The sequence below is a fragment of the Actinocatenispora sera genome, from assembly GCF_018324685.1.
Taxonomy (GTDB): domain Bacteria; phylum Actinomycetota; class Actinomycetes; order Mycobacteriales; family Micromonosporaceae; genus Actinocatenispora; species Actinocatenispora sera.
Genome location: NZ_AP023354.1, coordinates 3,533,964 through 3,547,933 on the forward strand (window position 1 = coordinate 3,533,964; position 13,970 = coordinate 3,547,933).

A 13,970-nucleotide genomic window follows, 5' to 3' on the forward strand; every position below is an offset into this window, starting at 1 on the left:
CGGCGAGCGCGGCACACGGGCCCGGCGCCGCACGAAGCGGCGCCCGCGAGCCCGGCGCCGCACGAAGCGGCGCCCGCGAGCCCGGCGCCGCACGAAGCGGCGCCCTCGGGCCCGGCGCCGCACGAAGCGGCGCCCGCGAGCCCGTCATCCGTCTGCCGGCCAGGCCCGCAGCGCGAGCGCCGCGACCCGTTCGAGCTGCGCCCGGCCGACGCCGTCGCGGGCGGCCTGGGCGATGCCGGTGAGCGTGGTCAGCAGGTACCGGCCGAGGGCGGTGGCGTCGGTGTCGGCGGGCAGCCGACCGGCGGCGACGTCGGCCCGGATCTTCGCGGCGAACGCGGCGGCCTTGGCGTTGCGCACCCGCCGCAGCAGGTCGTGCACCTCGGTGTTGCCGGTGCTCGCGTCGCCGCTGGCGATCAGGCAGCCAGCGGGCAGGCCGCGACGGGTGTAGCGACTGGGGCCTTCGCGCAGCACCCGCGCCGCGGCGGCCCGGGCGGTGGGCTCCTCGGCCAGGGCCCGGTCGATGAACTCCCCGTACCGCGTGTCGTAGCGCCGCAGCGCCTCGGCGAACAGCTGCTTCTTGTCGCCGAAGGCGTGGTAGAGGCTGGGTGCGCCGATGCCGAGCTCGTCGGTCAGGTCGCGCATCGTGGTGGCCTCGTAGCCGTGCCGCCAGAACAGCCGGACCGCCTGGTCGAGCGCGGCGTCCCGGTCGAACGAGCGCGGCCGGCCGCGCGCTGCTGTTCCCATGCCCACAATTGTATAGCGATAGTTAGACAATATGCTAGGGTCCCGATCTGTAACGACCGTTAGAGAAAGGCACAAGTGATGGGTGACCTGACGGGGCGCACGGCGCTGGTGACCGGCGCCGGCCGAGGGATCGGGCGGGCGATCGCGCTGCGGCTGGCAGCCGACGGCGCCCGGGTCGGCGTGCATTACGGCACGAGCGCCGACGCGGCCGCGCAGACCGTCGCCGCGATCGAGGCCGGCGGCGGGCAGGCGTTCGGGTTCGGCGCCGAACTCGGCGTGCCCGGCGACACCGCGGCGCTGTGGGCGGCGTACGACCGGCACGCGGACGGCGTGGACATCCTGGTCAACAACGCCGGCGTGCTGGGCGGGCGGACGCCGTACGAACTGCTCGACGCGGCGAGCTACGACCACGTCTTCGCGGTGAACACCCGGGCGCCGTTCTTCCTGATCCAGCAGGGGCTGTCCCGGCTGCGCGACGGCGGCCGGATCGTCAACGTCTCGACCCGGTTCACGCACGGCGCGCGCAACCCGGACCTGCTCGCGTACACGATGTCGAAGGCGGCGCTCGACGCGCTCACCGCCACCCTGGCCAAGCAGCTCGGCGGCCGCGGCATCACCGTCAACGCGGTCGGCCCCGGCGCCACCGACACCGACATGAACGCGGCCCGGCTCGGTACCGAGCAGGGCCGGGCCGAGATCGCCGCGCTCTCGCCGCTGGGCCGCGTCGCGACGCCGGACGACATCGCCGCCGTCGTCGCGTTCCTGGCCTCGCCGGACGCGCGATGGGTCACCGGCCAGTGGATCGACGCGAGCGGCGGTTCGTTGCTCTGACCAGCACAGCGTGACGGCTCCGGGCCGTACCGTCGCAGGCTCGCGGGGAAGGTAGGCGGCGGCGGCGGTGCGGCTGGTGGTACGGAAGCATGTCCGGTGTGTCGACACAGCAGACGACCCCCCGCCGCGCCGCCCTCGTCGTCGCCGTCGTGCTCGCGCTGGCCGCGGCCGGGTGCGGACCGGCCGCGTCCGGCGCCGACCCCGGGCCGACCAGCTCACCGAACGCGGTTGCCCTGGCGCAGCTGGCGAAGCTCACCGTCCGGGCGCCGGCGAGCATGGCCGGGTACCGCCGCGACCGGTTCGGTCCGGCCTGGGCCGACGTGGACCACAACGGCTGCGACACCCGGGACGACATCCTGGCCCGAGACCTCACCGGGGTGCGCCGGGACTCCGACGGGTGCACCGTGCGCTCCGGCAGCCTGCCCGACCCGTACACCGGCCGTACCATCGCGTTCCGGCGCGGCGTGCGCACCTCGGCGGCGGTGCAGATCGACCACCTGGTGGCGCTGGCGAACGCGTGGCGCACCGGCGCCCGCGGCTGGACCGCCGACAAGCGGCGCCGGCTCGCCAACGACCCGGCCAACCTGCTCGCGGTCGACGGCCCGGCGAACGAGTCCAAGGGCGACCAGGACGCCTCCACCTGGCTGCCCCCGGCCGCCGGCTACCGCTGCGCGTACGTGGCGGCGCAGGTGCGCGTGAAGACCACCTACGGACTGTGGGTGACGCGGGCCGAACACGACGCGATCGCCCGCATCCTGCACGGCTGCGGGGGCGCACCGGCGCCGACTGCCTCGACCCGGGGTACGTCGTCACCGGGTGCGTCGGGCTCGTCGGTGCCGACCGTGCACCCCGGGTCCTGGTGCGGCACACCGGATGCGCGTGGCCGCACCGCCGGCGGTACCGCGATGGTGTGCACCGGCCCGGCCGGCGAGCGGCCCCGCTGGCGCACCCCGAACTGAGCGCTCCCGGCCGGCGCGCACCGCCGCCTCTCCGATGGCCGCGGACGTCCTCGCAGGTCGATGCCGATGGCGCGGTCTTGTCGTACCGGCCGGCTATCGTGACGCCGCAGTCAAAACACGGCACCAGATCGGTGTCGGGTCGACAGGGAGGCACACCGCGTCGATGGACGATACAGAGCCGATCCCGGTCGGCGGGCAGACCGGCGCCGACCGCGCGCGACGCAGCGGCACCGTGCTGGTCCGACCGGTGCCGATGCGCAAGCTGGCGAAGGTCCCGTTCGTGGAGCTGGCCGACGGACGGGTGCAGGGCGTGGTGTCCAGCGGCTCGGACATCGCTCGGGTGTACGTGTCGTCGGTGGCCGCGGCCGGGCACGGCCTGAGCTGCAGCACCAACAACAACCGGCCGTGCGGCGCGCTGCATGGACCGTACCCGTGCAAGCACATCAGCCTGATGCTCGCCGAGGCGACCCGGCAGTACGGGCTGCCGCGGGTCGCCCGCTACCTGCGGGTCGAGGTCGAGCCGGACGGTGCCCTGGAGTCCGCGCTCGACCCGCACCACGAGCCGACCCCGGCCGCCACCGTCTTCAGTCGATTCCTGCGCCATCTGTCCTATCTGGAGCTTCCCGAGGTCACCGAGCCGGTGCCGGAACTGCACTGGTTCGGCGGGACGAGGGCGGTCGACTGATGCTGGCTGCACAGCTGAGCACGCTGCTCGACGGCGACGGCGACGGCGACGGCGACGGCGACGGCCTCGCCGCGGCCCTCGACGTCACGGACGGCCTGGACGACGCGCTGGCCAACGGGCTGGGCCGGCTCGGCGACCCGGGGCGCGCGGTGCTGACCGCGCTGGCCGCGGCGGTCGGCGGCTCGCCGCTCGCGACCTCGGTCGGCGACGCGGTCGGGAAGCTCGCCGCGGGCACCGTGGCCGACGAATACCTGGCGGCGCTCGCGGGCGCCCGGGCAGCGCTGTTCGGCGCCGCACACGACGCGCTGCTGGCCCGGCTGGACCATGCGCTCGGCCGGCAGCGCGTCGAGTGGACGGGTGCCGGCACCGACGCGGCGGCCGTGCCGCTGGCCGCGGCCCGGTCCTGGCTCACCGAGCTGGCGGTGGCCGGCTGGCGCGGGGTGGACGAGGACCTGGCCGCAGCGTGTGCGCCGGTCGTCGCCGCGCTGCTGGTCGAGCCGCGCACCCGGCGGCTCGCGGTGCTGCTCGACGGGTTCGGCGCCGAGCTTCGCGCGTGCGCGCCGGTCGCCACGATGGAGCTGGTGCCGGTGCGCCGGTGGGGCGACCTGTGGTCGCGCGCGGTGCTGCTGGCGCAGGACACCTGGCCGGGGCCCGCCGAGCCGGCGCCGGTCTCCGGCCGGCTGCTGCCGCTCGGCGTCGACGTGCACGAGCACGCCACCGCGGTGCAGTTGCAGGTGCACGGCGTGCTGGAGAGCGCGGACGGCGTCCGGTCGGTGCGCACCTCGCTGGTCGCGGCGAAGGTCGACACGATCGTCGGCCCCGCGGTGTGGAGCCTGTTCGACGCCCCGGTGCTGCTCGGTGCGCTCGCCGAGCATCGCGCGCTGGCGCTGACCGACATGCCGCTGCTGCCCGGCGGTGACCTGCTCTGGCGGGAGGGTGCGGCGCGGCCAGGTGAGCCGGCCGACCCGTTCACCACCGCCCGGCTGATCCTGCCGACCGCGACCGCCGCGGCACCACCACCGCTGGACCGGCATCCGGCCCGGCTGGCCGAGCCGGTGCTGGTGGAGGACTACCAGGTGATCGACGGTGCGGCCGTGCTCGACGGGCACCGGCTGCGGTTCGACCTCGACCGGCTGCCCGGCTGCGGCCCGCTGACCCCGGCCCTGGTCGAGGGCTCGACCCGGTGCATCGGCCTGCTGCGGTGGGACGCCGGCGAGTGGCTGTTGCAGCCGCTCGCGGTGCAGGCCACGGTGCGGCGCAAACCCGTGGTGGCGGCCACCGGTGACTGGGCGCACGGCCCGACCGATCCCAAGGTGGCCAAGGCGGAGGCGAAGAACGACGCGGTTTCCGTGCTGCGGGAGCGCGCGGGACGGCTGCTGCGCTCATGACCGACCACGAACCGGCGCACGCCGACGCGGCTGCGGTACCCGCCGACGACGAAGTCCCGACGGACGGGTCTGGCTACGACGAAGGCCCGACGGGCGGGTCTGGCTACGACGAAGGCTCGACGGGCGGGTCCGCAAACGACGAAAGCCCGATGGGCGCGCGGTCGGTCGAGGACGATCGACCGAGGGATGCGGTGTCCGGCAACGACGAGCGCCCGACGGACGCCGGTCGCGATGCCGCGCGGCGCCAGGTGCTCTACTGGCGGCTGCTGTCGCGGGTGTTCGGCGCCGACGAGCAGCCCGCCCTGGAGACGACCAGCGTGCAACTGGTCGAGGAGCTCGGGCTGCCACCGGCGTTGACCGACCCGTCGGTGAGTCTCGACACCGTGGTGCAACGGTTCCCGGAGCTGGCTGCGGAGTTCGACGACCTGTTCCGACCCGCGCCGGCCGGGGAGCGCGACACCGCCGCCGAGGTGCGCCGGGCCGCTCTGGCCGGAAAGCTGCTGCTCAACGTGTTCGCCACCGGCAGCGGCAACGTCAGTGCCACCCAGCTCGCCGGCTGGCAGTCCGACGCGGGGTGGTTCGAACGCGCGCTCGGCTGCGAGCCGGGCCAGCTGCGCGGCCAGCCGAACGGCAGCGAGCTGGGCTGGGTGCTCGCCGGCATCGAGGGTGACCTGGTCAACCGGATGCGGCTGCGCGAGGTGCTCGCCGACCCGGTGCTGGCCAAGCAGCTGACGCCGAGCATGTCGCTGATCGAGCAGCTGCTGCGGGACAAGTCGAACCTGTCGGGCGTCGCGCTGGCCAACGCCAAGGCGCTGATCCGGCGGTACGTCGACGAGGTCGCGCAGGTGTTGCGCACCCAGGTGGAGAAGACCAGCGCCGGCACGGTCGACCGTTCGGTGCCGCCCAAGCGGGTGTTCCGCAACCTCGACATCGACCGCACCATCTGGCAGAACCTGACCAACTGGAACCCGGACGACGAGCGGCTCTACGTCGACCGGCTGTTCTACCGGCACACCGCGCGGCGCACCACCCCGGCGCGGATGATCGTGGTGGTCGACCAGTCCGGCTCGATGGTCGACTCGATGGTGAACTGCACGATTCTCGCGTCGATCTTCGCCGGGTTGCCGAAGGTCGACGTGCACCTGATCGCGTACGACACGCGCTCGCTCGACCTCACGCCGTGGGTGCACGACCCGTTCGAGGTGCTGCTGCGCACCAACCTGGGCGGCGGCAACGACGGGCCGGTCGCGCTGGCCATGGCCCAACCCAAGATCGCAGACCCGCGCAACACGGTGCTGGTGTGGATCTCCGACTTCTACGAGTTCGACCGGTCCCAACCGCTGTTCGACGGGCTGCAGGCGGCGCACCGCTCGGGAGTTCGGCTGATCCCGGTCGGCTCGGTGACCAGCTCCGGCCGGCAGGAGGTCAATCCGCGGTTCCGGCAGAAGTTCAAGGACCTTGGCACCCCGGTGATCTCGGGGCACATCCGCAAGCTCGTGACCGAACTCAAGAACTTCCTCGGCTAAGGCTAGGAGACACATCGTGACCGACGACCTGCTGCGCGCGCCCGCCGAGGTCAAGTACGCCGACGAGCTGGACTGGCTGGAGTCGGTGGACGACGGGCCCAAGCCGTTCTCGTGGCGGCTGTCGCCCAAGATGGTGCGGCTGTTCATTCTCGGCTCCGAGCGCGCCGACGGGCTGGAGCGCGAGATACCGCAGAAGTGGTTCGGCGACCGCAGCTTCGTCGAGCGCGCGATCGTCACGCTCGCCTCCGACCGGGGCCTGCTGCTGATCGGCGACCCCGGCACCGGCAAGAGCTGGCTGGCCGAGCTGCTGTCGGCCGCGATCTGCCGCAACTCGACGCTGGTGGTGCAGGGCACCGCCGGTACCACCGAGGACCACATCAAGTACTCGTGGAACGTGTCGATGGTGATCGCGAAGGGGCAGTCGCGCGAGTCGATGATCGCGTCGCCGATCATGACCGCGATGGAACGCGGCGTGATCGGCCGGTTCGAGGAGCTGACCCGCTCCACCAGCGACGTGCAGGACGCGCTGATCTCGATCCTGTCCGAGAAGTACGTGTCGATCCCGGAGCTGGACGACGACAACATCGTGTTCGCCCAGCCCGGCTTCTCCATCATCGCCACCGCGAACAGCCGCGACCGTGGCGTGAACGACCTGTCGTCGGCGTTGAAGCGGCGGTTCAACTTCGTCCGCATCCCGGTGGTGACGAACAGGAAGAGCGAGACCGAGATCGTCCGGTTCCGCACCGAGGAGCTGCTGCGCCGGCACGCGATCGAGCTGGACGTGCCGCCGTCGCTGCTGTCGATCCTGCTGCAGAGTTTCGCCGACCTGCGCGCCGCGGCGCAGTCGGCGGCCAGCGACGACGAGAAGCTGGAGTCGGCGCTGTCCACCGCCGAGCAGATCGGCGTGCTGGAGGATGCGATCCTGTCCAGCCACTTCTTCGGCGACCGCACCCTGACCGCGCAGCGGCTCGCCTCCTCGCTGGTCGGTTCGCTGGCCCGGCGCAGCCCGGAGGACCTGGCGATCCTCAACAAGTACTGGCACGGGGTGGTCGAGCCGCGCAGCCAGGCCGAGGGCGGCGAGTGGCCGGCGTTTCTCGACGGTGGCCGTGACACCATCGCGACGCTGTCATGACCGGGGCTGCCGGGAGCGGGATGCCGGCCGGCGCGCCGTTCGCGGCGCTGCGCGGGCAGCTTCGCGATGCGGCCGGTGAGTTCGGTGGCGGCGAGGTCACGGCCGACATCCTGACCGGGCTGGTCGACGACGTCGACCGGGCGTTGCGCGAGCGGCTGGAGATCTTCCCGGTCTGCCACCACTCGCCGGCCTCCGCGGTGGCGATGGCCCGGCGGTTGCATGCCAAGCAGCCCAGGGTCATCTACCTGGAACTGTGCGAGGACCTGCAACCGCTGCTGGGCGAGCTGGCCAACTGCACCCTGCCGGTCGCGTTGCAGGCATACGCATCGGAGCTGGACGGGTTCCCGGCCGAATGGGGCCCGCTGTCGGTGGTCGCGCCGATCACCGAGGCATCCGCCGAGTACCAGGCGATCTCGTACGCGCTGACCACGCCCGGGGTCGAGCTGGTCTGCGTGGACCACTCGACCGATCACGTCTTCCAGCAGAAGCCACCCGAGCGCGCCACGGCAGAACTCATGCCGGAGGACGGCGCGCTGCACGGCGACGCGGTCGGCGTGCAGCTCGGCGACCTGCGGCCACGGTTCGCCGAGCTGGAGGCGTTCCTGCTGCACCACGGCAAGGTGCGGCACTGGTCGGAGTGGTGGGACCAGTACGTCGAGCAGCCGCTCGTCGGCGCCGACCACGCCACCTACCGGCAGGTCATGGTGCTGATCGGCAGCCTGTTCCGGCGGCTGACCCCCGACCCAGCCCGGCTGTCGGAGGACGAGGCGCGCGAGCGGTACATGTGGACCCGGATCCGGGACCACCGCGCACAGTCCACTGTGGACGTGGACGACTGCCTGTACGTGTGCGGTGCGTTCCACGCGGCGAGCCGGGTCGACCAGTTCGGCGTCGACTCGACCGCGGCGTACCGGATCGTCCCGCGCACCGCCACGAGCTGGCTCTACGGGCTGATCCCGTCCAGCCACTCGGCGATCGAGGCGCAGTTCGGGCTCGCGCCGGGCTCGGTGTCGATCGCCGCGGCCATCTGGTCCCGCGCCACCAGCGGCCGCGGCGCGGTCCGGCCGTACCGGCTGAGTTCGGCGAAGTCCGGCACGGGGAAGAAGGCGGCCACGCCGCGGGCGGCGAAGGCGGCCACGCCGCGGGCGGCGAAGGCGGCCACGCCGCGGGCGGCGAAGGCGGCCACGTCGAGTGCGACCGGAGCGGCTCCCGCGTCGGGCGAGCCGGTCGGCGACATGCTGTCCGGCTTCCTGGCCGCGCCGTCCCGGCCCGGCGGCCTGGACGAAGACGAGCTGCGCGGCTGGTGCGTCGACCTGGTCCGGCTGGCCCGCCGCAACGGCTACCTGGCCAGTACCGCCGACGCGATCGCGGTGTTCGAGACCTCGGTGCTGCTGGCCGGGATCCGCGGCCGGCACCGGCCCACCCCGTACGACTTCACCGACGCGGCGGTCACCTGCATCGAGAAGGACACCGTGCCCGGCCGCCGCGACGTCGCGACGCTGTGCGGGATCCTGCTCGGTGGCGACCGGATCGGCCGGGTCGGCTACGACGCGCTGCCGCCACTGGCTCGCGACGTGTACGACCGGCTCATCCCGCTCGGGCTCGATCTGGCCGCCCGCACCCAGAAGCGGGCCCTGCTCGATCTGGCCGGGCAGCCCGAACTGCGGCCCTGCTCGGACCTGCTGTGGCTGTTGCGCCGGCTGCTGCCGGACGGTGCGGTCCGGCCGATCATGGGCGAGCGCACCCTGGGCGAGAGTTCGGTTCAGGAGAGCTGGGACCTGGCGCTGGGCCGCAACCAGCGGTCGCTGATCGAGCTCGGCTACGACGGGGTCACCGTCGAGCAGGTGCTCGAACAACGGCTGCGCCGCGCCGCCTGGGACCCCATGGCCACCGCCGGTACCGCGCTCGCCGCCGTCGAGGACTCGATCCTGTTCCTCGCCAACCGCCGGTTCACCGAAGAGCTCGGCGCCCGCGCGGTCGGCCTGCTCGCCGCCGAGCGCACCGTCGCCGGCGCCCCCGACGTGCTGCGCCGCATCCGGCGCCTGCTCACGTACTACCGGGGTGCCGGGTCGGTGCTGCCGGACTGGGTGCAGGAGTTCGTCACCGCCGGCTACGCCCACTACTGCACGCTGCTGCCGGTCGCCACCGTCGACGAGGACACCTCGGTCCGGCAGGTCGCCGCGATGCTCGGCTTCCTGTTCAGCATGGAGAGCCTGGCGCTGTCGCTCGGCTGCGACCGGGCCCAGCTGGAGCTGGCGGTGGCGCAGTCGCATCCGGAGACGCCGGCCACGATCGCGCTGCTCTGGGCCGCGCGGTACCAGCTCGGCCTGCTCACCCTGGCCGACCTGCGCTCCCGCTGCGACGAGCTGCTCGGCAACCCGCTGACGGTGCCGTCGTTCCCGGCGTACCTGAGCGGGTTCGTGCAGGCGCTCGACCCGGCGCCCGCGCTGACCGGGTTTGTGGTGGAGGCGCTGTCCGGCGCGTTCGCCCGGCTGCCCGACGAGGTGCTGCTGCCCTGGCTGCCGAGGCTGCTGACCACGCTGCGGGCGGAGGCGGCCGAGCTGATGCCGCTGCTGGTGCGCGAGGCAGGTCGCACGTTCCCCGGTTCGCTGCCTGCTCTCGACACGTGGACCCCGCCGTGGGTCGGGGCGCCGCCGGCACCGGAGGCGTCGGTACCGGTGGTGGCGGGGCCGGTGGTCGACCTGCTCGCCGACCGGCCGGACACCTGCAACGCCGTCGCCGCCCTGCTGGGCAGCACCGATCCCTGGTCCGGCACGGCATCCGCGCCACCGACCGGGCTGCTCACCGAGCATCCCGCCACCGCCGCCGCGATCGCCGCACTGTTCGACTGAGCCGGCGCCGGGGCACCTGGATGTGCGGGCGGGGCCGCGACGGGCGGGCGTGCCGGGCCCGGACGCCGCGGCTCTCTGTCCACGATGGACGGCGTACCGGTAGGGGATGACGCCTGGGGGGAGACCCGTACGCCGGGTGGTGGACGGCGGTTCGCTCGCTGGTTCGATGCGCGCGACCGGGCCCGGCTCCTAGGGTCGGTCCGCATGAGGAAACGAATTCCGGCCATGGCGGCCGGCGCGGCCGCGATGACGACGGTGTTGCTGGCTGGACCGGCGGCGGCGATGTCCGGCGGGCAACCGGTGCCGGCACCGGATCCGGCACCATGGGTCGCCACCCTTGCCCTGACCGGGGACGGGTCGTTGCTGCAGCGGGCCGGCTGCGGTGCCGCGCTGATCGCGCCGGACCGGGTGGTCACCGCCGCCCACTGCGTCGACCAGGTGGATCCCAGCAGCCAGGAGGTGCACGTCGGCGCGCGGGTGCTGTCGACCGACCCGGGGGAGACGCGCCGCATCGCCGGCGTCAGCGTGCGGCCCGGCTACCGGATCATCCCGTCGCCGGCCAACCCGGACGACCCGAACGACTCGACCGCCGCCGACGATCTCGCCCTGGTCCTGCTGGACCGCCCGGTCACCGACATCGCGCCGCTGCCGGTGGCCGACCGGCGGCCCAACCCCGGTACGCAGGTGTCGCTGTTCGCGCACGGCACCACCGGACATGCCGGCGCGGACTTCCGCGACGACGTGCTGCACCGCGGCGACCTGACCACGCTGCCCGCCGGAGACTGTACGGCGCGGACGCCCGGCCCGGTCGACACGGCGTCGGTGTGGTGCGCGCAGGACACCGCCGGTACCGGCGTCACCGGCTGCTTCCAGGACAGCGGCAGCCCGCTGGTGGCCTGGACCGGGGACGGAGCGCGGTTGGTGGGGCTGTTCAGCTTCGGCGGTGAGACCGCGGGCAAGACCTGCGGTACGCCGTCGGCACAGTACGCCGCGGACACGACCGGCCTGCGCCGGTGGCTGTTCGCACCGCGCCCGTCGCTCGAGCCGTACCCGGCGAGTGCGCCCGGCGTGAGCGGCTCGGCGACGGTGGGCGGCACGCTGCACTGCACGCCGCCGGAGTGGAGCCGGTCCCGGGGCGGCCGGCCCGAGTCGATCGGGTACGGCTGGGCGACGGTGACGTGGGCCGGCCCGTTCGAGCTGCCGACGCCGATCGAGGGTGCCGGCACCGACACCCTCGCCCTCGGCGCGGACCTGGCCGGGGAGCAGGTTGCCTGCGTGGTGACGGCCCGCAACCCGGCCGGCGCGGTGACCGCCCTGTCGGCGCCGGTGCCGGTCGCATCGTAGGGTGTGCCGGTGATCGAGGTGACGGCGTCCCGCGAGGTGCCGGTCACGGCGGAACGGGCCTGGGCGGTGGTGGCCGACTACGGCCACGACCCGCGATGGCGCCGTGGCGTGCGCACGATGGCGCCGCAGCCACCCGGCCCGGTCGCGGTCGGTACCACCACCGCGGAGGTGCTCCGGTTCGCCGGCCGCACGTACCGCAGCGGCGGGCTGGTCACCGAGGTCGACGAGGGGCGCAACTTCGCCTGGCGGACGACCTCGGGCCTGGTCGCGCACGGCAGTCGGACGGTGCGGCCGCTCGGCGCGCGGTCGGCGCGGGTGACGCTGCGCGCCACGGTACGGCCGGTGGGCGCGCAGCGGCTGCTGGCCCCGCTGTTGCGGCCGCTGCTCGCCCGGACGCTGCGCGGCGATCTCGATCGCCTGGCCGCCCTGCTGGCCGCCGATCACTGACGCCCGCCATCCGCCGACCGCCGCCCGCCGACCGCCACCGCTGAGGGCCGCCGGCCGCCGACCCGCCGCCCGCTGACGGCCGCTGCCCGCCGGCGATCGGGTCGGTGGGCACGGTGGCGAACGACGGACCGACCGGGTCGGGACGCGGTCAGCGCCGGGCGTAGTGCGCGATGATCACGCCGGTACCGGTGGTGACGCTGCCGGTGAGTTCGAGCTCGGTGAGCGGCGCGGGACCGTCGAACAGCCGCATGCCGCTGCCGAGCGTGAGCGGGTGGATCAGCAGGGTGTAGCGGTCGATCAGGCCGGCCGCGTGCAGGCTGCGGACCAGCGAGGCGCTGCCGTTGATGCTCAGGTCGGTGCCGGGCTGCTCCTTCAGCGCGCCGACCGTCTCGACGGCCTCGCCGCGCAGCAGGATCGAGTTCTGCCAGGCGTTCGCGTCGGGCAGCGACCGGGACACCACGTACTTGGTCGCCGCGTTCATGTGCGCGGTGAACGGGTTGCCGTCGGTCGCCCGCCCCCACGCGGCGGTGAAGTCCTCCCAGGTGCGGCGGCCGAACAGCATGTCGCCGGGCCTGGCCATGCCCTGGGCGAGTTCCCGGCTCATCACCTCGTCGGTGTACCGGGGGCCCCAGCCGCCGTGGGTGAAGCCGCCGCGGGTGTCCTCGTCGGGCCGGCCGAGGCCCTGGACGACCCCGTCCAGGCTGATGAACATGGTGACGCTGATCGAACGCATCGTTCCTCCCGCGGTTCCGGCCGGAGTCACCCGCCGGGGCGCGGGCGACGGCTGAACAGACGACCGGCGGGCCGGGAACTCATCGGTGCTCGCCGGGGTCTTCGGTGGCCGGCGGCGAGCCGGGAGTTCGGCCGGGGTCGTACTCGGCGGCGAGCAGGCCGAGCAGTACCTCGTCGGCGAAGTCGCCGGCCACCCACAGCGACCGGCGGAGCAGCCCTTCCCGGACGAAGCCGACGCGCTCGGCGGCGTGGAGCATCCCGGCGTTGTCGGCGAGCGTCTCGACCTGGAGCCGCTGCAGGCCGAGCGTCTCGAAGCCGTACCGGCACAGCACCCGGACCACGTCGGTACCGAGACCCCGGCCGCGATACCCCGGGCGCAGCGACATGCCCAGGTGCGCCCGGCGGTTGTGCGGGTCGATGCCCCACAGCAGGGCGGAACCGGCGAGCTCGTCGCTGGCCAGTTCGACGACCGAGAACCGGGCCGCGTCCGCCGAGGGCTCGGACACCGCGAACGGGGAGGCGGTGTCGGCGGCCGGGCGCCAGGGCCGGGTGTCGGCACGGGATCGGATCGCGACGTCGTCGTACAGCTCGGCGTGCAGGACGGCGACGTCGGCCTCGTGCCGGGCGCGCAGGCTCACCTTCGTACCTCGCAACATGACCGCTTCCTACCCGACGGCGGCGTCGAACGGCACCGAATTTGCCCATCGCGCGGCACCGTCCCGGGTGCACACCCCGCAGACCACGACATACGTCGACCCTGAGTAACCATTCGTGGCGTGCTTCGTTGCGTTCGGTGAGATCAACGGCCTGATCAAGGAGAAGTATGCGTACGTCCCGCGCGCTGGCGGTGGCCGCACTGGCCGCCGGGACCGTCCTCGCACTGGGGTCGCCGGCCGTCGCCGGTTATTCGACGCCGCCCTGCGCCGGCAACGGCTACGGCCACCCGTCCTGCCCGTCGACGCCCGGTCCGTCGACGCCCGGCGGTTACGGCTCGCCGAGCCCGTCGATGCCGTCCTCGCCCAGCCCGTCCTCGCCCGGCGGGTACGGGTCGCCGAGCCCGTCGCCGTCGACCACCAGCGCCAGCCCGTCACCCAGCAGCAGTGCTTCCCCGAGCGGCAGTGCCTCCCCGAGCGGCAGTGCCTCACCGTCGGCCTCGGTCAGCACGGTGCCGTCGACCAGCCCGTCGACGCCCACGTTGCCGGTCACCGGTGGCGGCATCGGGCTGCTCGCCGGGGCCGCCGCGGTGCTGCTCGCCGCCGGCGGCTGCGTCTGGTTGCTGGCCCGCCGCCGCCGCGCCTGACCGTACCCTGAAGGCGGGGCGCCCGGCGGC

At 73.9% G+C, this 13,970-nt stretch carries 12 protein-coding genes and 2 pseudogenes; 10 read left to right on the plus strand and 4 right to left on the minus strand.

The window, feature by feature from the left end:
- Window positions 1–144: 144 nt before the first annotated feature.
- On the minus strand, window positions 145–744 hold the full coding sequence (locus tag Asera_RS16905; RefSeq protein WP_030445586.1) for a TetR/AcrR family transcriptional regulator: 600 nt from the start codon (window positions 742–744) through the stop codon (window positions 145–147).
- 78 nt (window positions 745–822) lie between these two features.
- On the opposite strand from Asera_RS16905, the gene Asera_RS16910 reads away from it, so the two are divergent.
- The 10 genes and pseudogenes from Asera_RS16910 to Asera_RS16950 all read left to right on the plus strand — a co-directional run bounded on the left by Asera_RS16910 (window position 823) and on the right by Asera_RS16950 (window position 11,908).
- Complete coding sequence (locus Asera_RS16910) at window positions 823–1,575, plus strand: SDR family oxidoreductase (RefSeq protein ID WP_030445587.1); 753 nt, start codon at window positions 823–825, stop codon at window positions 1,573–1,575.
- 98 nt (window positions 1,576–1,673) lie between these two features.
- Window positions 1,674–2,534, plus strand: coding sequence for an HNH endonuclease family protein (locus Asera_RS16915; RefSeq protein ID WP_211255535.1), 861 nt, complete (start codon window positions 1,674–1,676; stop codon window positions 2,532–2,534).
- Between the two features lie 253 nt (window positions 2,535–2,787).
- Window positions 2,788–3,219, plus strand: a complete 432-nt coding sequence (locus Asera_RS16920; protein ID WP_211255546.1) for a hypothetical protein — start codon at window positions 2,788–2,790, stop codon at window positions 3,217–3,219.
- Complete coding sequence (locus Asera_RS16925) at window positions 3,219–4,607, plus strand: hypothetical protein (RefSeq protein WP_030445590.1); 1,389 nt, start codon at window positions 3,219–3,221, stop codon at window positions 4,605–4,607. The genes Asera_RS16920 and Asera_RS16925 overlap by 1 nt, the downstream gene beginning before the upstream one ends.
- 149 nt (window positions 4,608–4,756) lie before the next feature.
- Window positions 4,757–6,133 carry a vWA domain-containing protein gene (locus Asera_RS16930; RefSeq protein WP_084131294.1) on the plus strand — a complete coding sequence of 459 codons (1,377 nt, stop codon included), beginning with the start codon at window positions 4,757–4,759 and terminating at the stop codon, window positions 6,131–6,133.
- A gap of 16 nt (window positions 6,134–6,149) precedes the next feature.
- Window positions 6,150–7,265, plus strand: a complete 1,116-nt coding sequence (locus tag Asera_RS16935) for an ATP-binding protein (protein ID WP_030445592.1) — start codon at window positions 6,150–6,152, stop codon at window positions 7,263–7,265.
- A gap of 20 nt (window positions 7,266–7,285) precedes the next feature.
- Window positions 7,286–8,345 (plus strand): annotated as a pseudogene (locus Asera_RS33965) (DUF5682 family protein); the annotation flags it as partial.
- A gap of 119 nt (window positions 8,346–8,464) precedes the next feature.
- A pseudogene (locus Asera_RS33970) lies at window positions 8,465–10,117 on the plus strand (DUF5682 family protein); the annotation flags it as partial.
- A 204-nt stretch (window positions 10,118–10,321) separates the two neighbouring features.
- Window positions 10,322–11,461, plus strand: coding sequence for a S1 family peptidase (locus Asera_RS16945; RefSeq protein WP_212804617.1), 1,140 nt, complete (start codon window positions 10,322–10,324; stop codon window positions 11,459–11,461).
- Window positions 11,462–11,470: 9 nt separating this feature from the next.
- Window positions 11,471–11,908, plus strand: coding sequence for an SRPBCC family protein (locus Asera_RS16950; protein ID WP_169745822.1), 438 nt, complete (start codon window positions 11,471–11,473; stop codon window positions 11,906–11,908).
- A gap of 148 nt (window positions 11,909–12,056) precedes the next feature.
- Here the strand turns inward: Asera_RS16950 and Asera_RS16955 are convergent, their stop codons facing one another.
- The 3 genes from Asera_RS16955 to Asera_RS16965 all read right to left on the minus strand — a co-directional run bounded on the left by Asera_RS16955 (window position 12,057) and on the right by Asera_RS16965 (window position 13,846).
- Window positions 12,057–12,641, minus strand: coding sequence for a dihydrofolate reductase family protein (locus Asera_RS16955; protein WP_030445596.1), 585 nt, complete (start codon window positions 12,639–12,641; stop codon window positions 12,057–12,059).
- A gap of 79 nt (window positions 12,642–12,720) precedes the next feature.
- Window positions 12,721–13,296, minus strand: a complete 576-nt coding sequence (locus Asera_RS16960; protein ID WP_030445597.1) for a GNAT family N-acetyltransferase — start codon at window positions 13,294–13,296, stop codon at window positions 12,721–12,723.
- 328 nt (window positions 13,297–13,624) lie between these two features.
- Complete coding sequence (locus Asera_RS16965; protein ID WP_030445598.1) at window positions 13,625–13,846, minus strand: hypothetical protein; 222 nt, start codon at window positions 13,844–13,846, stop codon at window positions 13,625–13,627.
- Window positions 13,847–13,970 lie beyond the last annotated feature (124 nt).

Excerpts from the sequence above, each read along its gene's own strand:
- Asera_RS16905 (WP_030445586.1), bottom strand. The coding sequence starts at position 744 with ATGGGAACAGCAGCGCGCGGCCGGCCGCGCTCGTTCGACCGGGACGCC.
- Asera_RS16910 (WP_030445587.1), top strand. The coding sequence starts at position 823 with ATGGGTGACCTGACGGGGCGCACGGCGCTGGTGACCGGCGCCGGCCGA.
- Asera_RS16920 (WP_211255546.1), top strand. The coding sequence starts at position 2,788 with ATGCGCAAGCTGGCGAAGGTCCCGTTCGTGGAGCTGGCCGACGGACGG.
- Asera_RS16925 (WP_030445590.1), top strand. The coding sequence starts at position 3,219 with ATGCTGGCTGCACAGCTGAGCACGCTGCTCGACGGCGACGGCGACGGC.
- Asera_RS16930 (WP_084131294.1), top strand. The coding sequence starts at position 4,757 with ATGGGCGCGCGGTCGGTCGAGGACGATCGACCGAGGGATGCGGTGTCC.
- Asera_RS16945 (WP_212804617.1), top strand. The coding sequence starts at position 10,322 with ATGAGGAAACGAATTCCGGCCATGGCGGCCGGCGCGGCCGCGATGACG.
- Asera_RS16955 (WP_030445596.1), bottom strand. The coding sequence starts at position 12,641 with ATGCGTTCGATCAGCGTCACCATGTTCATCAGCCTGGACGGGGTCGTC.
- Asera_RS16960 (WP_030445597.1), bottom strand. The coding sequence starts at position 13,296 with ATGTTGCGAGGTACGAAGGTGAGCCTGCGCGCCCGGCACGAGGCCGAC.